Genomic DNA, 24,229 nt, shown 5'->3' with positions numbered 1-24,229 from the left:
AAAGACATACTTGTATCAGAGGATCTGATGATAAAATTAAAATGTTTTAGTAGATGGCGAACAAGGGAAATGTTCATGCTGGATGCAGCATAAGATCCTATGGATTAGATTGCGCTAAACCAGGATGTTTGTCTTACAGATGGGCTGTAAGACAGAAAAAATCATGCAGGACAAATACATTTATATTTGTCCTGCATGAGCAAAGCTAACCTATTCGATTAAACAAGTTTTACGTTTACTGCATTCAGGCCTTTTTTGCCTTCTTGTTCTTCGTATTCTACTTCATCATTTTCGCGAATCTCGTCGATAAGACCAGAAACGTGAACAAAGATTTCTTTTCCGTTTTCGTCTTTAATAAAGCCAAAGCCTTTTTCAGTGTTAAAAAATTTTACTGTACCGTTTTTCATTGTAATAAATTGTTTGAAATAATGGCTCAATATAGTTATTATACTTGTGGAACCAAACTATGTTTGCAAGAACTCAGTAAAAATCTGAAATAATAATTGCACAATGAACTTTAAAGCATTTAATCTTTTTATTTAAATAATTTCTTAGTTTTCACGAACAATAAAAAAATGAGTATTATTGCTTTCTTCATGAAGCTGTACCACACGTTGGAACATCATTGAAGCTCATACATGAAAAACTGAGATAGATTACAGATTCTTAAACTATTACATGATAAAGTGTTTTCTTGCTGTTATAATCTTTAATTATATTCTTAGTTTTGAAGTACAAATTAGATTCAACAGCACAAATATTAAAGTTTATTAGTAATCAATAATGGTTAAATTATTTATAGGGGGCTTTCCGCTCGATTATACAGAACTTGAACTGGTACAATTAGTTGCCTTACATGGAACCGTTAATACTGTTAAAATAGTCAGGGACAAAAAAACGGGTATTTGTAAAGGTTATGCATTCCTGGAGATGAAAAGCCTTGCCGATGCAAACAATGCAGTAGAAGTATTGAATGGCAGAAGTTTAGCAGGACAAACATTAACATTAAAAGTTAATGATGAAGCTGCTCCTGCCCCGCCTGCAAAGAAGCCATATCGTCCGGCACCTGCAAAACCTGCAACCTATATTAAGGTAGACAAACCAACTGGAACAGTAAGACCAAAACGTCCCAGAAAGGCATAACACCATAGGCGATTGTGTAATTCATTTCCCAATTCGCGAAACCAGTACATTGGAGAGCTGGCGCTTCTGACCCTGATCATGAAGAGCCGGCCCTTTATTACAAGGTATTGATACGTAAAATGTATGATTTTCCATACATTTTCTCACATCAGCCTACATTTCCATGTAAATAATACAAGATCCTGAATTGGCAAAGAAATTGCAATATGACCTGTAAAATGGTGATTATGTATAATTCAGAAAGAGAAGTTGAACAGCTTTGTTTTTCAATCAGACAAAATTTGAAAGCTAGTATAGACAGGATGGTACCTTTTACCCACCTGGCCGGATCTTACCATATCTCACTCGAATTTATCAGTAACAATGATCTTATTCTTCAGGCTACCAGTACTGGTAACGGAGATTATTACCGCAAGGCATTGAGCAAAGCAATCAGTGATTACTATGACATCGAAAAAAGCGTAGCCTCATTAATACTTCAGTATAACACTGAAGTAGCTTGCTAATTTATTTTAGCATCAATTTCTCTTAATATCGTTAAACGAAGATATGAATCGGTATATTGTACGGATTCCTGCTTCGTATGAAAAAAACCATTCCAAAGTCTGCGTATTTCATTCTCCTCTTTTTAACCTTCCTTTTTTCTAAAGGCGCTGCTCAAAGTGCCAAAGGTATACTGATTAAGGGCCTGATCAGGAATTCCAATAACGAAGGAATAGATGCTTCAACCATTTTCCTGAAGGACGGTTCTACCGGACAAGTTTTAAAACAGACGCTCAGCGATCCGACCGGATCTTTTTCCTTTGCTGCAAGCTCCGGAAGTTATGTGATTAGCGTAAGTTATACAGGTACATTAGTCTATCAGTCTGAAGTGCTCCATGTAACAGACAATATGGATCTGGGGATAATTAAAGTTGACAATAATCCCCGCAGCTTAAAGGAGGTGGTTATTCAAAGCTCAGCCAATAAGCCACTCATCAGGATTGAGGGACGGAAAATGATATATGATATTCAAAAAAGTATCACTACCCAGGGCAATACAGCACTGGAAGCATTGAGGAAAACTCCGGGTGTAATTGTCAATCAGGATAATACGGTGACGCTGAATGGATCCAGTGGCGCACTGGTACTCATTAATGGCCGCCAGACTTATCTGCAGGCCGAAGAACTGGCATCCTTACTCAAATCTCTTCCGGCATCCGATTTAAAGACCATTGAAGTGATCAGAAACCCCTCTGCCGAATATGACGCCGCCGGCACCGGAGGAATCATCAATCTCGTCCTGCAGAAGTCAATAGCCGAAGGCTTTAACGGGAGCATCAACAACGGGCTTGCATATGGTAAAACCATCAAGCAGAATACCAATATGAACCTCAACTACAGGAAGGGGAACTTAAACTTGTTCGGTAATTACAACCACCGGTTTGGTCATTATGCGATGGATTATGATAACGACCGTACCACAAATGGAATGATCTACCTTAACAATAGCCATGATGTGGACAAACAGTACAATATCGGCTCTACCATAGGTGCGGATTATGCCATAGATACGACCAGGACAATTGGAATTGTGGTGAACGGCAACCTGTCAAGCGGTGGAGGTGTAATAACACCGGTTACGCAAATCTACGACCAGGCAAGCGGGCAACTGCTACGTACGCTTAGAAGTGAAAGCACTTACCCGGAACAGATCGCCAAAAGGTACAATGCCAATATCAGCTATCGTTATAAGGGCAGCAATAAAACAACTTTCGATCTGGATGCAGATTATGGAGTATTTGATGCTGCTACAGATAACCTGAGCACCAACAGTTATTACTCGCCAGGCGGCGACTTTCAGTCTTCCAACAATTTCCTGGTGTCTAATAGCAGGGATATTAAACTCTATGCGCTGAAAGGTGACTATGGCTTTCCCCTCGGTAAAGGCAAAATGACGACCGGGGCCAAATACTCTGATGTGAGTGCTGACAATGTTTTTAATCAGTTTGATGCCAATGGCAGCGTCAATATCATTGATGTGAACCTGTCCAACACCTTCAACTTTCATGAACAGATCAGTGCCGGATATGTGAAGTATGAAACCATATTGACCGGTCATCTTAATCTTGATGCCGGACTGCGACTGGAAAACACGCATTCTACCGGAGAGCTGCAACCACGCTCAGGCAGTAATCAGGATCCCACTTCAGTTGTCAGAAATTACCTCAATTTCTTTCCTACAGTTGGCATCACTTACAAAACCGAGCACTCAGAAACCTACAACCTTAGCTTTGCGCGTCGTATCGACCGGCCGGCATACAATAATCTTAACCCCTTCTCCTATCCCGTTGATGAGCTCTCTTCCTGGAGGGGCAACCCATTTTTGCAGCCTCAGTATGCCAATACGCTTGCGCTGCAATACAGCCATAAAAACACCACCCTCCTGGCCAGCTACACACATACCAGCAACCTGAATGGTACCATCACGGAGATCACCGGAGAAAATAACACCTATACTATTCCGAGGAATATAGGTCTGCGCAACAATATCAGCCTCACACTCACACAACAACTGACCCTGGCCAACTGGTGGAATATGAGCCTGACAGGAATCGGATACCGTATTCAGAACAAAGTTGGCACTCCTGACTTCGGAAATTTTAACAGGAGTCGCTTTGCCGGCACGTTAAATGTTCAGCAGGGCTTTAAACTACCCGCCCGTATCACTGCCGAAGTTGCAGCGGTAGTCAACTCCAAAAATATCAGTGGGCTGAATACTTATGTCAAAAGCAACTCGCAAATTGATCTGGGCTTACAAAAGAACGTCATGAAAGATAAGGGTACGCTGAAGCTGGCGGTGACGGATCTGTTGTGGACGAACAGAATCAACACGGATGCACAGCTAAACAATCTGCTGCTTCACACTACCTTCAGAGGGGAAAGCCGTCAGCTGCGTCTGAACTTTACCTACCGTTTTGGAAATAACAAGATCAAGGATAAAGCCAGTCGTGAAACAGGTTTACAAAATGAGTCAGAAAGGTTTTAAATTGCGCCATGAACCATATCCCCATTCACGTTCTGCAGGATAGAACGACCAAAGGTTTACAGATCAAATACCTCAGCAGCGACAGCCTGAAAGAAGACCCCTCTGTGCTTGGGGCACACCGCGATGACCATTATATTTTCTTTCTGCTGGAGGATGGTCTGGGCTCGATGATGGTTGATTTCAGCGAGGTGGAGCTCTGTGCAAAATCCATGTATTATCTTTTGCCCGGACAGGTGCACTACCGCATCCGTGGGGACATAGCTTCGGGATGGTTTATTGCCGTGGATACCGGTCTGGTTCCACAGGAATGCAGAAACGTGTTTGAAGGGCAGCTCCTGATTCAGCAACCTTATGTGCTCGATGATTCAGGACTGGAACAATGTAAAGTGCTTCTGAAGTTGCTCCATGACAAGTTCGATCAGGAAGATGCCAATTCATTCCAGATGAACGTCGTCCATGCGCTATTGCAGTCATTTATATGCATTACCGCAGGATACTACAATCAGTCTGCAGGTCAAAGCCTCAAAATGTCGAGACCTGCCCAACTCAGCAGTCAGTTCAAACAGTTGCTCAACAAGGAACTGAAGAACAGTAAAAGTCCGGCTGATTACGCTGCTAAGCTGAACATCACAGAATCTTACCTGAGCGAAGCGCTGAAGAAACAAACCGGCTTTCCAGCCAGCTACTGGATCCTGCAGGAAGTAGTAACAGAGGCAAAACGCTTGTTGTATTATAGCCAGCTCAGTGTAAAAGAGATCGCCCATGCACTTGGGTATGAGGATCATTCCTATTTCTCACGTTTATTCCGCAAGGCGACGGGCACTTCTGCAATCAGCTTCAGACAGCAATACCGTAAATAGTCCTATCATTGCTGCGAATATGCTATTTCCATGGTCCTGAAAACGCGGTTCCTTTGTAGTATCAAATTAGAACTACATGGAAATATCATTTATCAAACAACTCAAAAATAAAGCCGGAAGGCTGATCGAAAACCAGTTGCTCAAAACTGGCCGGGTCAATGATGTTCGCAACCTGGAGTCATCGGGGCTCATTGAACTGGAGGTCCATTTACCCCATATCAATATGCACAACTGGAATCAGGTGCCCTACATCAAATTCCGTGTCGACGATCTGAGCTTCCGCGATTATACCCCTTTTGGATGGGATGCAGAAACCTCTACCTGTTCTGTAATCATTGATTCTGATCACCAGGGACCGGGGAGCCAATGGGCGAAAAATCTGCAGACGGGTGACACCATTTACTACATCGGAACAGATAGCACCCGCCAGTCGCCCCACCCTACCGACTTCGTCGTTGGCCTCGGAGATGCCAGTGGAATCGGGCACTTGCTGGCACTTCAACAGCTGACAGTACCTGTTAGCCGTTTTGAAAGTGCCGTAGTGATCGACAGCAGCGAAACCGGGCAGCTGCTCCAGGAGAACTACTCTCCGGCCTTAAATATCATGTCGTCGATTGAAGAACTCGCGGGATGGCTGGTTAAGCAAGGCTACTGTACCGCCCACACTTGGTTTTACCTGATCGGAAATAACCAGATGGTAGTAGCGCTGCGCAAACAATTGAAGAGCATGGGACACAGCCACATCCAGGTTAAGGGTTTCTGGAATTAGGGCTGCGCCAGGAGCATCTGCCTATTCAACCTTACATTCAGATAGCAAAGATTGCGTTTGTATTGCCGTCCTTTGCAGCAGAAATGGAAAAAAATGTAGTTAAAGGCGCCCTGCTGGTAGGTTTGGGTGCTGCAAGTTATGGCGCTCTGGCCACGGTAGTAAAATTGGCCTATCAGCATGGTTTCAATACAGCAGAGGTGAGTACCTCACAGTTTTCTGTGGGATTGGCAGGGATGATCCTTCTCAATTTACTTTTCAAAAGCAAGGAAGCCGGCACTGTTAAACAGCGGACACCTCTTAAGAGTAAACTCAATCTGATGCTCGGTGGTACCTCCCTCGGGCTTACCAGCGTATTTTACTATTTTTCCGTTAAATACATTCCCGTTTCTGTTGCTATTGTATTACTCATGCAATCGGTATGGATGGGATTGCTGCTGGAAGCAGTTCTTGAACGTAAATGGCCCTCAGCGAAAAAACTGATAGCCACCGTGATTGTACTTTTGGGTACAGCCCTGGCAACAAACATTGTTTCAGGCATTGGCAGGCTCAACTGGCAGGGAATAGCCTGGGGGATGGCGGCAGGCTTGTCCTACACACTTTCCCTTTACTCATCAAACAGCATCGCCACAAATTTACCACCCATCAAAAGAAGTTTGTGGCTGCTGGCTGGTGGTTTAGTGATGATTATTCTGATCTTCTTCAGCACATCATTCCAGAATTTCAACTTCCATATCTTCTGGCCCTGGGGAATATTTCTGGCCTTCTTTGGCACTATTCTTCCGCCACTACTCTTTACCAGTGGAATGCCACATACAGGCATAGGTCTGGGAACAATCGTGGCCTCCATTGAATTACCCATATCGGTGATCTGCGCCTATATACTGTTGCAGGAACCTGTAGCATTGATCCAGTGGTGTGGTATCCTCCTGATCATCAGCGCCATCGTACTGATGAACAGAAAAACCCAAACTTCAGTTTTATAGGGGATTGATGTAAAGAACAATTTGTCCTTTTATTTTCCCTGCTCAATCTCTTTCAGGCTGTTCATTTTCTTGTATGCCAGGAAACCCTTGATATCTTCAAAGTGCTCGCGTACGCGTTTGTTTCCAAACTCAAAAACCTTTTGTGCAAGACCATCGAGGAAATCCCTGTCGTGGGATACCAAAATCAATGTGCCATCAAACTCCTGCAGCGCTTCTTTGATAATGTCCTTCGTTTTCATATCCAAATGGTTTGTCGGCTCATCCAGGATCAATACGTTTACGGGCTCCAGTAAAAGTTTGATCATGGCCAGACGGGTTTTCTCACCACCCGACAGCACCTTCACCTTCTTGGTCGTATCGTCGCCGCTGAACATAAATGCCCCCAGCAGGTCTTTGATTTTGATGCTGCCATCAGTCAGCGGAATTTGATCGATAGTTTCAAAAACAGTTAAATTCTCATCCAGCAATGCAGCCTGGTTCTGTGCAAAATAGCCGATTTTCGCATTGTGACCCACTTTCAAACTTCCCTGGAAATCAATCTCATCCATAATTGCTTTGATCATGGTCGACTTACCTTCACCGTTTTTACCCACAAAAGCAACTTTCTCTCCCCTCTCGATCACCATGGAAGCTTTTTCGAATACCACATGATCTCCATAAGCTTTGGTCAGCTCTTCTACAATTACCGGATACTGCCCTGAGCGCGGTGATGGCGGAAACTTCAAACGCAATGCCGAAGTATCTACTTCATCGATCTCTATGACTTCGAGTTTCTCCAGCATTTTTACCCTCGACTGCACTTGCAGTGTTTTGGAATACGTACCCCTGAAACGGTCGATAAACTCCTGGTTATCCGCAATAAAGCGCTGTTGCTCTTCATAAGCTTTGAGCTGATGCACACGGCGATCGGCACGCAACTGCAGGTAATGTGTATATTTTGCTTTATAATCATAAATCCTTCCCATTGTGACTTCAATGGTACGGTTGGTAATGTTATCTACAAAAGTACGGTCGTGTGAGATCACCATCACCGCTTTTGCAGAATTCATCAGGAAGTCCTCCAGCCATTGGATACTTTCGATATCCATGTGGTTTGTAGGCTCATCCAGGAGGATCAGATCCGGCTTTTTTAATAAAATCTTCGCCAGCTCGATACGCATGCGCCATCCTCCCGAAAACTCAGAAGTCTGACGTGTAAAATCTTTACGCTCAAAGCCCAGGCCTTTCAATACCTTCTCCACCTCAGCATCATAATTCACCTCTTCCACAGAGTAAAACTGCTCACTCAACTCAGATACGCGCTCAATCAGCTTCATGTAATCATCACTTTCGTAATCAGTTCTGATCGTGAGCTGCTCATTCAGCTCGTCCAGCTCCTTTTGCATATGCTGCATATCCTGGAAAGCCTTGGAGGTTTCTTCAAATACTGTCACATTGTCCTGCGTCAGCAAATGTTGTGGCAAATAAGCAATGACCGCCTCTTTAGGACCTGTTACACTGCCCGAAGTAGGTTTGGTAGCGCCGGCAATAATCTTCAGAATAGTTGATTTTCCTGCACCGTTTTTGCCCATAAGGGCTATTTTGTCGTTCTCATTGATTGAAAAAGTTACATCACTAAACAATGTAGTTCCACCAAATGAAACGGAGATATTATTTACATTAATCACAAAGAGGGATATTAAAATTCAGCCGCAAAGATAATGGAATTGAACAGAATATTCACTAGAAATGCGGCGAGGATATAATTTGCAGCATTAGGGTCAAACATGTAAAATCGTTGATACATCTCTCAAAATATTGTGATTTCTTACAGAGTTCTTCATATTACAAATCCAAAACAAAAACCAGACTAACCAGCAATGAGTATTACCTTATACCAAAACTATTATCAGCTTTTTGAAGAAACTACCGTGGCCGCAGGGATCCTGGATGCAACAAATTTTAAATTAGAAATGGCCAACAAATCAATGCTTAACCTATGGCACAGACCGGCATCCATCATGGGTTCAAACCTTCTGGATTTTATGCCCGAGCTGGAAGATCAGGAATATCCGGAGCTATTAAAAAGAGTGATTATCAGTGGCAAGGGGCATCAGGAGAAAGGCGCCATGGTCTTACTGGACAGACATTCAAAAAAGGAAACAGTCTATATGGATTACAGTTACACGCCAATTTCTACCGATGGCCGCCGTACAACCGCAGTCCTCGTGGTGGCTACCGACGTATGTGAGCGTGAAATGACACGGCTGAACAGGCAGCAGTCTAAACTGGACCTGCGCGCGATGGTAATGTCTGCACCGGTACCAATGTGTATCTACAGAGGCCCTGGATTTAAGCTTGAGACTGCTAATGATCTGATGTATGATTTGTGGCAGGATACACGACAGATCAATCTTGCCCCACTGCAACATGTGTTTCATAATGGCGTACCCTACACCTGTACTATGGAAGGTATCACCTACAGTTATACACCCTTAAAAACCGGGACAATCGCTGAAAATGCGATTTGCGTCATCGCAGTCCGTAATTAACTTTCCTCCATATGAGGTAATACTTCGATTATCGCCTTTGGCATGTATTTAGGGTCCAGAATTGCATTGACAAAACCGGCTTCTATAACGCTTTCCGGCATACTTTGATGACCAGCCGTGTGGGGGGTCTGTGCTATAATATAGGCCCCCGATTTGGCCATTGCCCTAACTCCGGTTGTGCCGTCATCCCCCATTCCGGAGAAGATGATGGCAATTTTTTTGAACGCAGTATCTTTTGCCAGAGAGACAAAAAAAATGTCAATGGCTTTATTGGTTTTAACAGATAAGTCTCTGTCTCTCAAAATCAGCCTTTCCCCAAATAAGGTCATGGTTTTATTCTCGGGCATCACATAAACCATATTCGTCCTGATCTGCATTCGATCTTCAACAGTACAAACCTTTATAGGACTGTGTCTCTGAATAATTTCAGTGAGCAGGCTAGTCTGGTGGGGATATAAATGTGTAGTAATGATATAAGAGACACCATCGGGCATCGTATTCTCAAAAAATTCAGCAAGGGCAGACAATCCTCCGGCGGATGCGCCTAATGCCACGATATATCTATTCTTCATCATACCCACAAATGTTTAATCAGTATAGCATTGTACTGGCCTTGTAAGATAGTCTTTGATTTTCACTAAACCTATTTAAAACAGAACGCCCTGCGATTTACAGATGCGTAAACCACAGGGCGTTTATTGAAAATTTTTACAAATAGAAATTAAGGATTTCCGCTTCCGCCGGCAGCGCCATAAACCTGACCGGTGGTATAACTGGACTCGCTATCCGCCAGCTGCACAAAGATGGAAGCAAGCTCCGCAGGTTGTCCGGGACGACCAAGCGGGGTTTTCTGTCCAAACTCTACTATGGCATCCTGAGGCTGTCCTCCGCTGGTCTGCAATGGCGTCCATACTGGTCCGGGAGCAACCCCATTTACGCGTATGCCTTTTGGTCCCAGCTGCTTTGCCAAAGATTTGACAAAGGCAACATTGGCAGCTTTGGTCTGGGCGTAATCAAAAAGATTTTCTGAAGGATCATAGGCCTGGACTGAAGTCGTGGCTATAATTACGGAGCCTTCCGGCAGGTGTGGTAATGCCGCTTTCGTGATCCAGAATGGTGCATAGATGTTTGTTTTTATCGTTGCATCAAAACCTTCTGATGACAGATCTGATAGCGAATCTACGGCTTGCTGGCGACCGGCATTATTGATCAGGATATCTATTCCCCCAAGTTTTTCGGCTGCTTCCGCAACCAGCGACTCACAGAATTTTTCATTGGTAATATCCCCCGGGATAGCATATCCCTTACGTCCTGCAGCGGTAATCAGCTCCACCACCTCATCCGCATCCGACTGTTCTTCCGGCAGATAGTTGATCACTACATCCGCACCTTCTCTTGCATATGCAATCGCAGCGGCGCGCCCGATCCCGGAATCTCCTCCGGTAATCAGTGCCTTACGGCCGTTAAGTTTGCCTGAGCCCTTATAACTTTCTTCGCCGTGATCTGGCACCGGCTGCATTTTAGAAGCCAGGCCAGGTGCTTCCTGTGGTTGTTTCTCAAATGGAGGCTGAGCGTATCTTGTTGCTGGATTTACGAGAGGTTTTTGATTTTGTTCATTCATAATTATAGATTTTGATAGGTAATGTTGTAACTCTAAACATGCCTAACCTATCATTGTTTACAAAAATGTCAATGAACATTTGCGAGATCAAAGGGCAACTTCCTGATACGTTTTCCTGTTAAATCGAAAATAGCATTCGTTAAGGCTGGTGCAAAAGCCGGCAAACCAGGCTCACCCATGCCCCCGGCATTTTCATCATTTTCCATTATATGTACCTCTATCGGTGGTATATCCGTTATCCTCGGCATTTTGTAATCATAAAAATTGCGTTGCTCAACCATGCCATTTTTAAAGGTGATCTCATGAATTGTCGCAGCACCCAGGGCCATCACCACGCTTCCTTCAACCTGTGCAGTAATGATATCCGGATTCACATACCAGCCGCAATCCACCACTACCCAAACCTTGTCTATACGGATTCCTTTATCTCCATTTTTGGATACTTTTACGATGTGCCCTACCGTACTGGCAAAACATTCCGTAATGGCTACGCCATAACCCTCGTTCTTTTTCCTGTTCTTCCAGCCGGAAACCTCCTCCATTTTATCAATCAGCAGCTGACTTCTCTCATCCTTCAGGTATTGTCTCCGGAGATCCATTGGATCTTTCTGTGCCTGATGCGCCAATTCATCGAGAAAGCTTTCGTAGGCAAAACCATTAGTAGAAGCATATACCGAACGCCAGAAACTGGTGGGTATCGGTGTCTTGAAAGGTACATCGGCAAAGCTGATATGTTTGATGCTCTCGTAATAAGGCTTTAAAAATCCTTCTGAAGTACTCCGGTTGGCCTTGCCACTGTCGCCACGCATCCAGTGATCGTTATTCTGACCAGCCATCCTGAACTTCAGCGCTGCAATGCCGCCATTCTCTACTGCACCTTCACAGCGATAGGAAATACCCGGACGATATGGTCCCTGGGTGGCGTCATCTTCTCTTGTCCATACTACCTGTACAGGAGCGCCGATCTCTTTGGAAACCATTACCGCCTCATAGGGATAATCCGGCATTGCTTTGCGGCCAAAACCACCACCCAGGAAAGTCATATTCACGATGACCTTCTCCCTGTCCATACCCAATTTCTTGCTGACATAATCCTGTATCCAGTTTGGCGCCTGTACCGGGCCCCAGATTTCAACCTTATCGGCCTGATAATGTGCGATACAGTTCACCGGTTCCATACAGCTGTGCGACTGGTAGGGAGTTTCGTAAACTACATCCAGCTTATCTTTTGCCCTGGCGATAATACCCGTAGGATCGCCCTGCGTTGATAAAGATAAACCTTCACTATTTTGTAGCAGTTCCTGCTGACGACGGAAGATCTCCGGACTGCTCACATGTTCGAATCCGGAATCATCCCATTCTACTTTCAGCACTTTCCTGCCCTGCATCGCTGCCCAGGTAGAAGTAGCTACAACGGCCACACCTTCGCGATCGGTATCCCAAACCCCCATAACCACCTTAAATACACGGGTAACCCCAGGAACTTTCAGTGCTGCCGAAGCATCAAAACTCCTGACCTTGCCGCGCAGTCGCGGGTTACGCTCCACCGTTGCAAACTGCAATCCCGGAATCCTCTTATCGATACCAAAAACAGCTTGTCCATTGGTTTTCAATGGCGAATCACGACGGAGAGAGCCCTTGCCAATCACCTTGTAATCAGCGCGTGTTTTCAGCTTAACCTCTTTGGGAGGAGTTAGCTTTGCTGCATCTGCAACCAGCTCTCCATAGTGCAGTTTTTTCCCGGAAGACTTTTGGATCACATGTCCTGAAGCAGCATAACAGCCGGATGGATCTACTCCCCATCGTGCAGCAGCAGCCATGATCAGCACTTCGCGTGCAGTGGCACTCAGCTTCAGCAGGTTTTTATAACTCCCCCTGATGGTGGAACTGCCTCCGGTAAGCTGGCTTCCGTATTTTTTCTCGTCACCCTGCGTAAGCTGGATGTCTACTCCATAGAGATCTACCTCAAGTTCTTCAGCAATAATCTGTGCAATGGAATGGTACACCCCCTGCCCCATTTCGGCACGGTGACAAATCAGGGTCACCTTACCACTGGTATGAATAATGATCCAGGCCGCAAGGGCAATACCTGCGTCTGCGAGACTGGCTTCTGATTCATTTACTACTTTTGCCCCGGCTTTTTCCGAAACATACAATCCCAGGCAAAGGGCTGCACTACCTATCCCTGCAATCCTCAGGAAACTCCTCCTGGAAAGATGCTCAATTTCTTCTGATACTGACATATGTTATTCTTTGAGAATAAATGAATGTTATTTTTTGGGCGCATATGCACCGGTACTCAACCAGGTGATCCAGGCTTTTTTAAATTCAGCATGGCTCATTGGAGGCAAAGAACGTCCCTCGCCCGGGTTCCATCCTGCTTTTACCAGTCCGTCATCGGCATGTTCAACCAGTTTCTGCATGTCTTTGTGTCCGTTCAGCTGAGGATCTACCAATTGCTTTGCGAGCTGACGCGGAGTTTTGCCCTGGAAAACCATTTTCATGTCTGCGGGTGGCAAATGCCAGTTGGGGTTTCCGGGAGGCGTATTCAAACCCGGTGTATTGGTTGGCTGGTGGCAATTGGCACACTTCATCGCCAGTACACCCTTCCCTTCGAGCCCTCTTTTCGGAAACATGGTATGTAAATGGCTATCATCTCCCTGCAAGGGGATATCTCCCTGAGGATGACAATTCATACAACGCGGACTCATCAATACCTTATATACTGCGGTAAAGGCTTTTACAGAGGCGACGCTATCTTTCCTGATGACCACATGTGGGGGCAACTCCTTTTTAAGCTCGGTTTTGTGGTTCATGGCAAATGCCATCAGACCGACAAAATAGAGTAACAGCCCCATGATGAGAACTGTTCTGGAAGGCATAAATCTTTGCCATGGTTTTACGAGATTGTTCATGTGGTGCCTCCTTCTTTCTTTTGCAGTTCTGCGGCAAGGTGGATGGCTTTCCGTATACGGAGATACGTACCACAGCGGCAGATATTTCCTGCCATGGCATCATCTATATCCTGATCTGTAGGGTTTGGCTTTTCTCTGAGCAGTACCGCGGCAGACATGATCTGACCGGAATGGCAATATCCGCACTGCGGCACACTCTCTTCGTTCCAGGCGACCTGGGCAGGGTGGTTATTATTTGCAGACAAACCTTCGATGGTGATGATCTCCTGCCCGGCACCACGACTAAGCTTGGTAACACAGGAACGCACCGCTTCACCATTCAGATGGATCACACAGGCGCCGCATTGTGCCACGCCGCAGCCATACTTGGTACCAGTAAGCCCGATAATATCTCTGATCACCCAGAGTAATGGCATATCAGGGTCGGCATCAATCCGATATTTTTTGTGATTTACATTAAGATTGATCATACAAGAGCATGTTTTGTAAAATATTCAATGATAGGTTAAGGCCGGTTCTCCGGCCCTGGATCTAATATACCTAATCCTCGTCCCGATTCTTCTATATCAGTGAAAATGGTAGCAAATACCGTTGCAGTTTGTATCGCCATCACGTTTTTTAGTTCCCTACTCTTTTTTGCAGGTGTTCAGGATAGCGTGCCCCTTCAATCACAATTTTTGATGCAGCCTCCTCAATTTCAGAAAGTTCAGCAGCGCTCAGTGTGATATCTGCCGCAGCCAGGTTTTCTTCCAGGCGATGTATTTTGGTTGTTCCCGGAATAGGCACAATCCAGGGCTTCTGTGCGAGTAACCAGGCCAGCGCTATTTGTGCCGGACTTGCTGCCTTCTCCTGCGCAATGTTTGACAGCAACTCAACCATAGCCTGGTTGGCTTCGCGCGCCGCTGCAGAAAATCGAGGTACAATATTTCGGAAGTCGCTGCTCTCAAATTGGGTATCTTTATTTATCGCTCCGGTAAGGAAACCTTTTCCAAGCGGACTAAAGGGAACAAATCCAATCCCAAGTTCTTCCAGTGTGGGAATAATCTCAGTTTCAGGCTCCCGCCACCATAATGAATATTCACTCTGCAGTGCTGCAACAGGCTGCTCCGCATGTGCTTTACGTATGGATGTTACGCCTGCTTCGGAGAGACCGAAATGTTTCACCTTTCCTTCCCAGATCAGTTCCTTTACGGCTCCGGCGACATCTTCCATGGGCACCTTCGGATCTACCCTGTGCTGATAAAACAAATCGATACGGTCTGTCCTTAATCTTTTCAATGCTGCCTCGGCAACTTCCCTGATGCGTTTAGGACTACTGTCCAATCCTGCTTTGGAGTCGCCCCCTGCAAAACCAAATTTGGTGGCAATTACCACCTGGTCGCGTACGGGTTCAAGCGCTTCACCCAATAGTTCTTCATTATCAAAGGGGCCATAAGCCTCTGCCGTGTCAAAAAAAGTCACGCCGAGATCAACTGCCTTTCTTAACAAATGCAGGGCATCTTTATGAGCAGTTGCCGGTCCGTAGCCAAAACTCAAACCCATACAACCCAATCCAAGGCTGGATACTTCCAATCCGCTGTTACCTAATTTTCTATATTTCATTGTCTTTGAATTATATGACAAAGTTCCGGCCTCTGCCTCAGAAAACTAGTATACTATTTACTGTAATGTCTACCATTTTCACTGTTTGGCCTCCAATAATTCTAATATATTTGCACAAAAGGTTAGCATCATATCATCATGGAATATAGTTTCAGAAAAGCAACGGAGAAGGATCAGGATCAGATCTGGCAGATTTTACAACAAGGCATACTACGCAGAAAAAACGACGGCAGTAACCAGTGGCAGGACGGCTATCCCAATCCTGATGTGGTAAAAAAAGATATTGAACAGGGGCATGGTTTTGTGTTAGCTGACGCTGATACCATTGTGGGATACGCAGCGATACTGATCAATGATGAACCTGCCTATCTGGATATCCAGGGCCAGTGGCAGACCGATGGCGACTTTGTCGTTTACCACCGTGTAGCTATCTCTGAAGATTACGTAGGAAAAGGTTTGTCAAAAAAAATCCTCTCATCGATTGATGAATTTGCACTGGCCAACAACATATACAGCGTAAGGGCAGATACCAATCATGATAACGCCGCAATGCTTGGTGTTTTCGAAAAAATGGGATATATCTATTGCGGAGAGGTGTTTTTCAGGGGTAGCCCAAGAAAAGCCTTTGAGAAAGTATTAAAATAAATACTTTCTCAAAGACCTGTTATTACTTCATAAAAGCATCCAGCGCCTTTGTTGGCTTTCCATTTTCTCCCCAGGCACTCAAGTCGTAATGGCTCCAGCTTCTGGCACCTTCCGGTTCCCAGTATAGTACCCCAAGCCCCTTATTTTCCGGCACTTCTTTTACTTTTTGTATAACAGCAAGCAGCATGTCATAAGTATTATCTGATTTGGTATCCTCGTTGCCAACCTCTACAATCATCACCTCCTTATTGTACCTTTTGGCGATGTCATTCAGGTTATTACCTAAATCATTGATGGAAAGTTTATAGTCCGGTTTGCCATCCAGCCAGTAAGGATAGTATGATAAGCCAATGACATCATATTTTGCTCCATGTGTAGTGGCATTATCAAACCAGGTGCGGAAGCGCTGATTGTTGTTTCCCTGATCAACGTGCAGGATCACTTTGGTTTCAGGGCTTACTGTTTTGATTGCATCGTAGCCTTTATTAATGAGCTGTGCCAGTGTTCCCCAGTTTTTGGTATGGCCTTCAGGGTATATCATCCCTTCAGCGGTTTCATTACCCACTTGCACCCATTCCGGGTATACGCCCGCAGTTTTCAGCGCAGTCATCACACCCAAAGTATAGTCGTAAACGTCTGTCATCAGGGTAGGAAAATCATGCTCCTCCCAGGCCTGTGGTTTCTTCTGTTTGCTTGGATCTGCCCAGCTATCACTGTAATGCAGATCAATCATCACCCGCATGCCCCATTTTTTTGCCCGCAGCGCCATCGCAACAGTTTCCTCAGTACTGCAGTGCCCGTTGATTTTATCGTCAGAAGGATTTACCCAGGCGCGCAGTCTGATGGTGTTGATACCGTGGTCTTTCAGGATCTTGAAGCAATCTTCTTCTTTGCCCCCGTCATTGTAAAATTTATATCCTGTAGCTTCCATCTGTGGCAGCCATCCGATATCGGCGCCTTTGACAAAAGCAGAGGATTTATTGGTGATCACAGATTTTTTAGCCGTGCAGCCCGATAGGCCTAGTATTGCCAGCAGAAGTAGGGAGATTCTCATTTTGGTTGATTTGCCACAATGATAGTCATTTTTCTTTTTTCATCAGCCTATTCCTTTATTATCGGTTTAACTTGCTCATTTCCGCTGCACAAAGAATAAAAGCACCCATTCCTTTTGCATCATCCGTAATCACAGGTTCACTCAGATAATAAGGAACAGTACCATCGCGGTAAGGCGTTCCACCAAGGCCAGACACCTGTACAGTACCGTTTAAATGTATATGTGATTCGCTGTCATAGGTCAGGAATTGCTTTTGAATACCCAGGAAACCATTATTAACAACTGAGAGATACGCGCTATCCACATAATTCTGATTTAAAGCTTTCGCCATTGTATATACAAACATAGATGACGCAGATGCTTCGGGATAGTTCCCTTTCACTTCTGCCTGGTCAAGCACCTGATACCATAAGCCATTCGCCGGATGCTGCACCTTTGCTACTGCCGCAACATAACGCTGCAAAATCGCAATAAGCACCGGGCGCTGAGGATGATTCTTCGGGATAAAATCCAGCACATCTACGAGCGCCATGCCATACCAGCCCATGGCCCTTCCCCAGAAATTTGGCGAGTGGCCAGTGGTTTTATCTGCCCATCGCTGTTCTCCGGACTCATCCCAGCCATGATAAAGCAGACCCGTTCTGTCGTCACGTGCGTGTTTCTCCAGAATGACAAACTGTTTGGCAATATCATCATAGTTGTTCTCTTTGAATCTGGACGACCATTCTGCATAAAACGGCTGACCCATATATATTCCATCCAGCCACATCTGATGGGGGTATACCTTTTTATGCCAGAAGCCCCCTTCCCGGGTTCTGGGATGCGTCAGCAGTTGTTTCCTCAGCAATAAGGCCGCTTTCCTGTATTTCTGCTCCCCCGTCATTTTGTACAGGAACAGTAGCGTGCGCCCATTTTTGATGTAATCAATATTATAATCTGTAGCCCTGTACCGCCTGATGGTTCCATCGTCAGCCACAAAGAGATCCATGATATGTCTCATATAGCTGATGTAGGTGCTGTCCTTTTCCTGCTCATATATTCTTGCCATGCCATCAAAGAAAACCCCCAGATCGTATGACCATACCGCCGGAACACCCGGCTTGTGGATCAGTGAATCGGGCCATTTGTGCATAATCGTTGCCGCCATTGCCTTGCCGAGAGACAAAGCTGCAGAACTTTTCTTTTTTTGGATATTCAGCTCTACATGGTCAAAGCTGATTCCTTCAGCATCTGTGATGCTCAGACCTTCCATAGCTGTAAATCTGGAATTGGAAATCGCGATATTCTGCACCTTCATTTCCGGAAGGCCCCTGATGAAAACGGCTATTTTAGCACCCTCACAGCTGATATTCTCAAATTTCATGTTGCGGAAAACCGGAGTTCCTTCATTCACTACGGGCCTTTCGTCACGTTTGCCATCAGTGGCAAATTTCACGAAATAGTACATATCAAAAAAGATGGCTTCAGCACCGATATCCTTCATCACAATATTTCTCGCATAAATATGCTCCACTACACCTCCTCTTCCTCGTGTAGACTTAAACCGCAGACCTTTATCGGTACCTATAAAGCTGCAGTTCTCTACGAAAATATAGTTTGCCCCGCCACTCATTTCACTACCGATCACTACACCACCATGACCACTGTAAACGGTATTACCCCGGATGATACCCTCAGCCGTAGGTTTACCGCGTTTACGTCCTTCTTCATCCTTACCTGATTTGATACAGATCGCATCATCGCCCACATCAAGCACACTGTTTTCCACGAGGAATCTTTTGCAGGACTCGATATCAATACCATCGCCATTCTGTGCATACTCCGGGTTTTTCACCCTGATATTTGAAATTGTCAGATCTTCACATAAGATTGGATGCAGGCACCATGCCGCAGAATTTTGAAAGGTTACCCCTTCAAGTAATACCTTCTTACAATTTTTGAGCACCAGCAGGTTAGGCCGGAGAAAATCTTTCATCCCTGCAAAACTTTTCAAATCCTGTCCCGGGGCAATCAACATGCTTTTGTTATTCTGATGGCTTTCCTTAAACTGAATACTGGGGTACCAGGTTTTACCATTGTCGCTCAGCACACCGCCGGAAGCGATTTTTTTCTTCCATTGCTCTGCTGTCAGCTGCGACTCGTTAACGGCACGCCATACATCACCGTTCCCGTCAATAATACCTTCGCCCGTGATCGCAATATTTTCCAGATTGCTGCCATTGATCGGCGATTCGTTTCTGGCTGCACTTTTTCCCTCATATTCTCCCTTAACAAGCTTATACTGGTCTTTATCAGTTGTAAAAACCAGTATCGCACCTCTGTTCAGATGCAGGTTGACATTACTTTTGAGATAGAGAGGACCCGAAGTCCAGATGCCTTCCGGGATAAGTACTGTTCCACCACCCTTCCTGTTACAGGCGTCGATTGCCTTCTGAATAGATTTGCTGTTCATATCTACCTTGAATGTATCTTTTTTGAAGACGGGTCTGCTGATTACAGGTAAGTTATCCCAGGAATAGGCTTGATTTGTTTGCTGGGCTTGCACAGTTAAGCTGGCTGTAAATGCAAACAGGACTGCTAGTATTTTCATCATTTTTTAAGTTCTTGTGGTATAATTGACATTTCTATCATCCAGTTTTCTGCCAGTGCCGTCCAGAGGTTTGCAGAACCGGGATTGTTGCGCAGGGCGATAGCGTGACCACCCTGGGGGAAGACATGCAGGCTGCTCTGCACCTTATTCTCCAGCAGGGCCTGATAGAACAGCAGACTATTATGAGGATCCACCGTCTTGTCATCAAATGCATCGGCGATAAAACAAACGGGAGTTTTTGGCGTAACCCTGAGCTGAGTTGAATACTCTTTTTGCAAATCAGTGTTTACCTGCTCCCCAAGCAGGTTTTTACGGCTCCCTTTGTGTGCATACATGCCCATATCAATGACCGGAGAAACCAATATCATGAAATCTGGTCGTGGAGACACAGTATCCAGCGAATCTCCGATCTTGACGATATCACTGGGAGTTGTTCCGGTAAGACTTACCAGGTGTCCCCCGGCCGAAGAACCCTGCATCCCAATTTTATCGGGTTTAATTCCCCAGCGGGCAGCATTTGCACGAACCACCTTTATCGCACGCTGTGCATCCTGCAGCGGAGCTTTCGCTCGCTCTGTGAGATCCGTATCATTGGGCAACCTGTAATTGAGCACGAAGGCAGATATTCCCAGTGTATTAAACCATTTCGCCAGCTGCGTACCACTGATCACATAGGCCAGGCGTTCATATCCTCCCCCCGGACAGATAATTACTGCCGCAGCTTTATTTTCCTGCGCAGAGGGCAAATAAGCATACATTCCAGGTGTGGCAACGCGGTACACTCTTTCATTTGCAATACTGTCCCGATGTACAGTGCCTTTGGAGTTGGGGATTTTCCCCTGCGGATAGAGCGGAATAAATTCCTGGGCCCTGGCCACCGATCCCAGCAGTGATAAGATGATGATGATTTTCTTCATAGGGCTGAGCTAGATGGCGGACGGAAATGAAGGCTGCCATGAGCCGAAGATATTTTTCAAAGTATATTTTTTTGCCTCCTTTTTGGAAAGCTGTCTGGCCCATGACACCCGTTTTGCAGTGGACGCTCCTTCACCGGAGTTCTGGAATTCTGCGTAATAGGCAGTTTTGTCCTTATCGGCAAACAGAGGATCTCCGGGCCATGCATTCCAACCTTCCGGAACAATATGCGCAGCCATAGACGTACGGATGAAGACCGTTTTTGCGAAAGGACGCCATGGCCTTCCAAGATAAACTTTTGTCGCAGCCGGGCCGGCACTGAGCACGCAGTCGAAGAAAACATAGCCATACTCCTGCTCCTTTGTAGTGGATGCTGCAGTGATATAGGAATTGCTGATACTCTGGATGGTACAGCCCTGAAAGATTACGGTGGCTTCGCCAAAGATAAAGTCTGTAGTGCCGGTGATCAAGCAGGATTCAAAGTAATTGCGCCCGTCTTTCGAGGTATACAGCGTATCCTGGTTTCCGAGAAAAGCACAGTTCCGCGCCGCAAACCGGTCGGCCTCCACATGCAATGCCACCGCCTGCCCTACCTGCCCGGCGGTATTTTCAATCGTCAGGTTTTCCAGTATGGTATCGTTGCCCCTGACCAGTACGGTAAAAGATGTATATGTACTATATTTCGTACTTCCCGCCCAGTCTTTCCCGGGATAAGCCTTTCCCGAATAATCATCATTAGTGATAATTGTATTTTCCTTTCCGGCACCGATGATGGCAATATTTTTCTTTGCCGAAGGGATAACCAGTTTCTCATGGTAGGTACCCGCTTTTACATTGATGGTAACGCGGTACTGCATATGGTCGCGCACCGCATTCACCGCTTCCTGAATGGTTTTGTAATCTCCGGAACCATCCTGGGCTACCGTAAACCGTATGACACGGGGCTTATCCTGCGCAGCAGCACGGACAAAAAACACCAAACTGAAAACGGCTATTACCGACAGTATCTTTCTGATTAACATAGGCTTTATTTTATAATGGAATATATCATTTTTAACTGATGATTTTAAGATTTGCTGGTGGTAAACACCTTGCCCAGGAAAGTGATGATATGATTGAGCATGGGATCAAACCAGGGATCATACAAACAAAATGAATGGGGCGAATCCTTAAAGCTGACCAACTCCGTATACACCTCCAGCGAGTCCATTTTCTTTCTGAAATCATCTCTGCCGGCATGCATACGTTCTACAGAGCTATTCAAGAATAGAAATGGTGTCCTGTTCTGTGCAGCATATTCGTATGGCGAAGCTTCAGCCCAGAGATCCAGTCTTTCAGTTCGGGGATAACCGATCCACCAGGCAGATGGCCCCACCGTACCGGTATTCTGAGCTTCCCAGGATTCCGGATGTATGAATGACAAAGTGCCATCGATGTCTATTACCGCATTTACCCGGCTTGAATATCCTGCTTGACCGATGCTGCCTTCCAGTTTGGGAATGCCGCCGGTTACTCCTGCAAGCGATGCGAGCTGCCCTCCGGCTGAGAAACCCAGCAGGGCAATCTTTGCAGTGTCCACATTTAGTTTTTTCGCATTGGCTTTCAGCCATCTCACTGCCGCCTTCAGGTCATGAAGGGCTGCAGGATAAAAGGCTTCACTGGAGAGCCTGTATTCGACAGTGAAGGCAGCAATACCTTTTGCAGCAAGATGTTGCGCTAATGGTATATGCTGACGTCTGTCTCCTGAGCGCCAGCCGCCTCCATGAACAATCAGTATGGCGGCTGTTTTTTTCTTTTTCTCCTGTGGCAAAAAAGCATCCAGATGCAAGGGACGTTTCCCTGCATCTGCATATATCAACCCAATTTTTTCCTGAACATTCGGCAACTTCTGAGGCGGCACCAGCCTGATGTCAGGATAATGTTTCACGTTGTTCCGGTAATCAGACAGGTTATTATAACCCGTGTCACGGACACCCGTTCGCCACTCGGTATGCTGTCCCATTGCTAAAACTGAACAAAGCAGGCCGCAAAGGGTAAGAATGTGTTTCTTCATCATGATTAGTATCCAGGATTTTGTCTGAGGTTGGGGTTAGTTGCCAATTGTGTCACCGGAATCGGATAAATCCCTTTTGTTAACGGATCTATTGAAGTTTTAAAGGTCCAGGTGGTGTTGAAATACGTACCAAACCTGATCATATCCCTCCTGCGATGCCCTTCCCATATAAATTCACGGGCTCTTTCTTCTTCAAGGTTCTTCAGGGTTACACTAGTCAGGTTAGTCGCATTGCTGCGTGACCTCACCTGGTTAATCAGCATCAAAGCATCACCTGTATTACCCGATCTGAAGGCAGCTTCTGCTTTGGTCAGCAAGATATCCGCATAACGTGTCTGGATCAGGTCGTTATTGCCATAGGGGCCAGTCCAGGTTACACCCTCAGGAACATATTTCAGCACCCTGTATCCTTCATTATCCGCAGCAGCAGTAAAACTTATGCAGTTCACCAGATTCAACTGTACCCCTTTGGTATCCAGCAGCGGTGTACCGTTCAGATTAAACTGAGGGCCGTATTGCAGCAGATTAATCCTTTTGTCCTGCGTTTCGTATCGATCGAGTGCCTCCTTTTGTGTTGAGAAACCGTTCGCGGGTGCAAAAGGAAGGCTGTAGCGCTGCTGATCCAGTGCTGGCTGACTGTACAGGATATAGGCATTGCTGCCAGAGTTTCTGGCAGGGTCTATTGAGAATGCAAAAATCACCTCTCTGGTTTTCCCTTTATTGAGTGCTTTGAAACTATCAACCACATTGGCTTCGAGCGCAAATGCACCGCTATTGATCACATTGTTGCACATCGCTATGGCCTCAGCCCATTTTGCTGTTCCGGTGTATACCTCCGCATTCAGATAGGTCATTGCCAAAAGCGAATACACAGCCTCTTTAGTCAGGCGTGGATAGTATGTTGCCTTGTCTACCGTGTTTGCTGCCGGCAGGTCTGCCACTGCTTCCAGAAGTTCAGTTTCCACGAACCTGAAGATATCCGCCCTGGCTGTAGTTACCGGAAGATTATTCTGCTCAATTTTTCCCACCGTCACCAGCGGAACATTGCCCCAGAAATCCATCGCATAGAAGTATCCATAGGCGCGCAGTGCCCTTGCCTCGGCAATCTGCACCTTGAATTTGTCTGCCGAAGAAGAAGACCTCAGGCTTTCCAGAACTGCATTGGCAATACCGATCTCCGAAAAGACGTTTGTCCAGGCACCCGCTATCGTCTGGTTATCTGCCCTCACATTATGCTGCATGATGTCGATGTTATTGGGGTCGAACCAGCCACCACTTGCCCTTCCCGGCACAATAAATTCGTCTGTTCCCTCTACAGAGATCGTCCATGGGCTTGATACGCCCTGCATCTGCTGTAAGGACTGGTAAATCCCTGCAACAGAAGAATTCGCCTCATTTTCATTCTGATAATAGGTGGAAGGTGACAGCCGTCCGAATGACTCCTCATCCAGCTTGGTACAGCCCGTGGCGATGAAAGCCAATAGTAGAACTGAAAGTATTTTGTATGATATGTTCATGAT

Annotated in this window: 22 protein-coding genes; 8 read left to right on the top strand and 14 right to left on the bottom strand. The window is 45.7% G+C overall.

The features are described from left to right. Positions 1-218: 218 nt before the first annotated feature. A complete protein-coding gene (locus OQY15_RS12360) occupies positions 219-407 on the bottom strand; it encodes a cold shock domain-containing protein (RefSeq protein WP_142530494.1) in 189 nt (62 codons plus the stop codon). Positions 408-783: 376 nt separating this feature from the next. Here OQY15_RS12360 and OQY15_RS12355 point away from each other — a divergent pair, with 376 nt between their 5' ends. The 6 genes from OQY15_RS12355 to OQY15_RS12330 all read left to right on the top strand — a co-directional run bounded on the left by OQY15_RS12355 (position 784) and on the right by OQY15_RS12330 (position 6,783). Continuing rightward, complete coding sequence (locus tag OQY15_RS12355; protein ID WP_265792067.1) at positions 784-1,143, top strand: RNA-binding protein; 360 nt, start codon at positions 784-786, stop codon at positions 1,141-1,143. 281 nt (positions 1,144-1,424) lie between these two features. Further along, a complete protein-coding gene (locus tag OQY15_RS12350) occupies positions 1,425-1,649 on the top strand; it encodes a hypothetical protein (protein WP_265792066.1) in 225 nt (74 codons plus the stop codon). Positions 1,650-1,726: 77 nt separating this feature from the next. Continuing rightward, the gene (locus OQY15_RS12345) at positions 1,727-4,171 is read left to right on the top strand and encodes an outer membrane beta-barrel protein (protein WP_265792065.1); all 2,445 of its coding nucleotides are present in this window, start codon (positions 1,727-1,729) and stop codon (positions 4,169-4,171) included. 8 nt (positions 4,172-4,179) lie between these two features. Next, positions 4,180-5,031 carry an AraC family transcriptional regulator gene (locus tag OQY15_RS12340; protein WP_265792064.1) on the top strand — a complete coding sequence of 284 codons (852 nt, stop codon included), beginning with the start codon at positions 4,180-4,182 and terminating at the stop codon, positions 5,029-5,031. A gap of 76 nt (positions 5,032-5,107) precedes the next feature. Continuing rightward, a complete protein-coding gene (locus OQY15_RS12335) occupies positions 5,108-5,800 on the top strand; it encodes a siderophore-interacting protein (protein WP_265792063.1) in 693 nt (230 codons plus the stop codon). A gap of 83 nt (positions 5,801-5,883) precedes the next feature. Next, positions 5,884-6,783: a DMT family transporter gene (locus OQY15_RS12330; protein WP_265792062.1), complete on the top strand. Its 900-nt coding sequence runs from the start codon at positions 5,884-5,886 to the stop codon at positions 6,781-6,783. A gap of 29 nt (positions 6,784-6,812) precedes the next feature. Here the strand turns inward: OQY15_RS12330 and OQY15_RS12325 are convergent, their stop codons facing one another. Continuing rightward, the gene (locus OQY15_RS12325) at positions 6,813-8,450 is read right to left on the bottom strand and encodes an ABC-F family ATP-binding cassette domain-containing protein (protein ID WP_265792061.1); all 1,638 of its coding nucleotides are present in this window, start codon (positions 8,448-8,450) and stop codon (positions 6,813-6,815) included. A gap of 192 nt (positions 8,451-8,642) precedes the next feature. Between OQY15_RS12325 and OQY15_RS12320 the strand changes: the two genes are divergently transcribed. After that, the gene (locus OQY15_RS12320; protein ID WP_265792060.1) at positions 8,643-9,314 is read left to right on the top strand and encodes a PAS domain-containing protein; all 672 of its coding nucleotides are present in this window, start codon (positions 8,643-8,645) and stop codon (positions 9,312-9,314) included. Here OQY15_RS12320 and OQY15_RS12315 read toward each other — a convergent pair. From OQY15_RS12315 to OQY15_RS12290, 6 genes are all read right to left on the bottom strand, one after another. Further along, the gene (locus OQY15_RS12315) at positions 9,311-9,889 is read right to left on the bottom strand and encodes a chemotaxis protein CheB (RefSeq protein WP_265792059.1); all 579 of its coding nucleotides are present in this window, start codon (positions 9,887-9,889) and stop codon (positions 9,311-9,313) included. The genes OQY15_RS12320 and OQY15_RS12315 overlap by 4 nt on opposite strands. Positions 9,890-10,035: 146 nt before the next feature. After that, positions 10,036-10,935, bottom strand: a complete 900-nt coding sequence (locus OQY15_RS12310) for an SDR family oxidoreductase (RefSeq protein ID WP_265792058.1) — start codon at positions 10,933-10,935, stop codon at positions 10,036-10,038. Between the two features lie 68 nt (positions 10,936-11,003). Then, positions 11,004-13,178: a molybdopterin cofactor-binding domain-containing protein gene (locus OQY15_RS12305; RefSeq protein ID WP_265792057.1), complete on the bottom strand. Its 2,175-nt coding sequence runs from the start codon at positions 13,176-13,178 to the stop codon at positions 11,004-11,006. Positions 13,179-13,205: 27 nt separating this feature from the next. Beyond that, positions 13,206-13,850 (bottom strand): hypothetical protein, encoded by a 645-nt coding sequence (locus OQY15_RS12300; RefSeq protein WP_265792056.1) that lies wholly within the window; start codon positions 13,848-13,850, stop codon positions 13,206-13,208. Continuing rightward, positions 13,847-14,320 (bottom strand): (2Fe-2S)-binding protein, encoded by a 474-nt coding sequence (locus OQY15_RS12295; RefSeq protein ID WP_265792055.1) that lies wholly within the window; start codon positions 14,318-14,320, stop codon positions 13,847-13,849. The genes OQY15_RS12300 and OQY15_RS12295 overlap by 4 nt, the downstream gene beginning before the upstream one ends. 148 nt (positions 14,321-14,468) lie before the next feature. Continuing rightward, positions 14,469-15,452 carry an aldo/keto reductase gene (locus tag OQY15_RS12290; protein ID WP_265792054.1) on the bottom strand — a complete coding sequence of 328 codons (984 nt, stop codon included), beginning with the start codon at positions 15,450-15,452 and terminating at the stop codon, positions 14,469-14,471. A gap of 138 nt (positions 15,453-15,590) precedes the next feature. Between OQY15_RS12290 and OQY15_RS12285 the strand changes: the two genes are divergently transcribed. After that, entirely contained in the window at positions 15,591-16,097 is a 507-nt protein-coding gene (locus tag OQY15_RS12285; protein WP_265792053.1) for a GNAT family N-acetyltransferase, read from the top strand. A gap of 22 nt (positions 16,098-16,119) precedes the next feature. Here OQY15_RS12285 and OQY15_RS12280 read toward each other — a convergent pair whose 3' ends face one another. The 6 genes from OQY15_RS12280 to OQY15_RS12255 are packed head-to-tail and all read right to left on the bottom strand — an operon-like array spanning position 16,120 to position 24,226. Then, the gene (locus OQY15_RS12280; RefSeq protein WP_265792052.1) at positions 16,120-17,151 is read right to left on the bottom strand and encodes a glycosyl hydrolase 53 family protein; all 1,032 of its coding nucleotides are present in this window, start codon (positions 17,149-17,151) and stop codon (positions 16,120-16,122) included. A gap of 58 nt (positions 17,152-17,209) precedes the next feature. Next, entirely contained in the window at positions 17,210-19,744 is a 2,535-nt protein-coding gene (locus OQY15_RS12275) for a glycoside hydrolase family 88 protein (protein ID WP_265792051.1), read from the bottom strand. Then, on the bottom strand, positions 19,741-20,658 hold the full coding sequence (locus OQY15_RS12270) for an alpha/beta hydrolase (RefSeq protein WP_265792050.1): 918 nt from the start codon (positions 20,656-20,658) through the stop codon (positions 19,741-19,743). Before OQY15_RS12270 ends, OQY15_RS12275 begins: the two co-directional genes overlap by 4 nt. 9 nt (positions 20,659-20,667) lie before the next feature. After that, a complete protein-coding gene (locus tag OQY15_RS12265; RefSeq protein ID WP_265792049.1) occupies positions 20,668-21,678 on the bottom strand; it encodes a pectinesterase family protein in 1,011 nt (336 codons plus the stop codon). A 44-nt stretch (positions 21,679-21,722) separates the two neighbouring features. Beyond that, positions 21,723-22,712 carry an alpha/beta hydrolase gene (locus OQY15_RS12260; RefSeq protein WP_265792048.1) on the bottom strand — a complete coding sequence of 330 codons (990 nt, stop codon included), beginning with the start codon at positions 22,710-22,712 and terminating at the stop codon, positions 21,723-21,725. Positions 22,713-22,714: 2 nt separating this feature from the next. Continuing rightward, the gene (locus OQY15_RS12255; RefSeq protein WP_265792047.1) at positions 22,715-24,226 is read right to left on the bottom strand and encodes a RagB/SusD family nutrient uptake outer membrane protein; all 1,512 of its coding nucleotides are present in this window, start codon (positions 24,224-24,226) and stop codon (positions 22,715-22,717) included. Positions 24,227-24,229 lie beyond the last annotated feature (3 nt).

The sequence above is a fragment of the Pedobacter sp. MC2016-15 genome (genome assembly GCF_026239695.1).
Taxonomy (GTDB): Bacteria; Bacteroidota; Bacteroidia; order Sphingobacteriales; family Sphingobacteriaceae; genus Pedobacter.
This window is presented reverse-complemented; position numbering and strand designations above follow the sequence as displayed.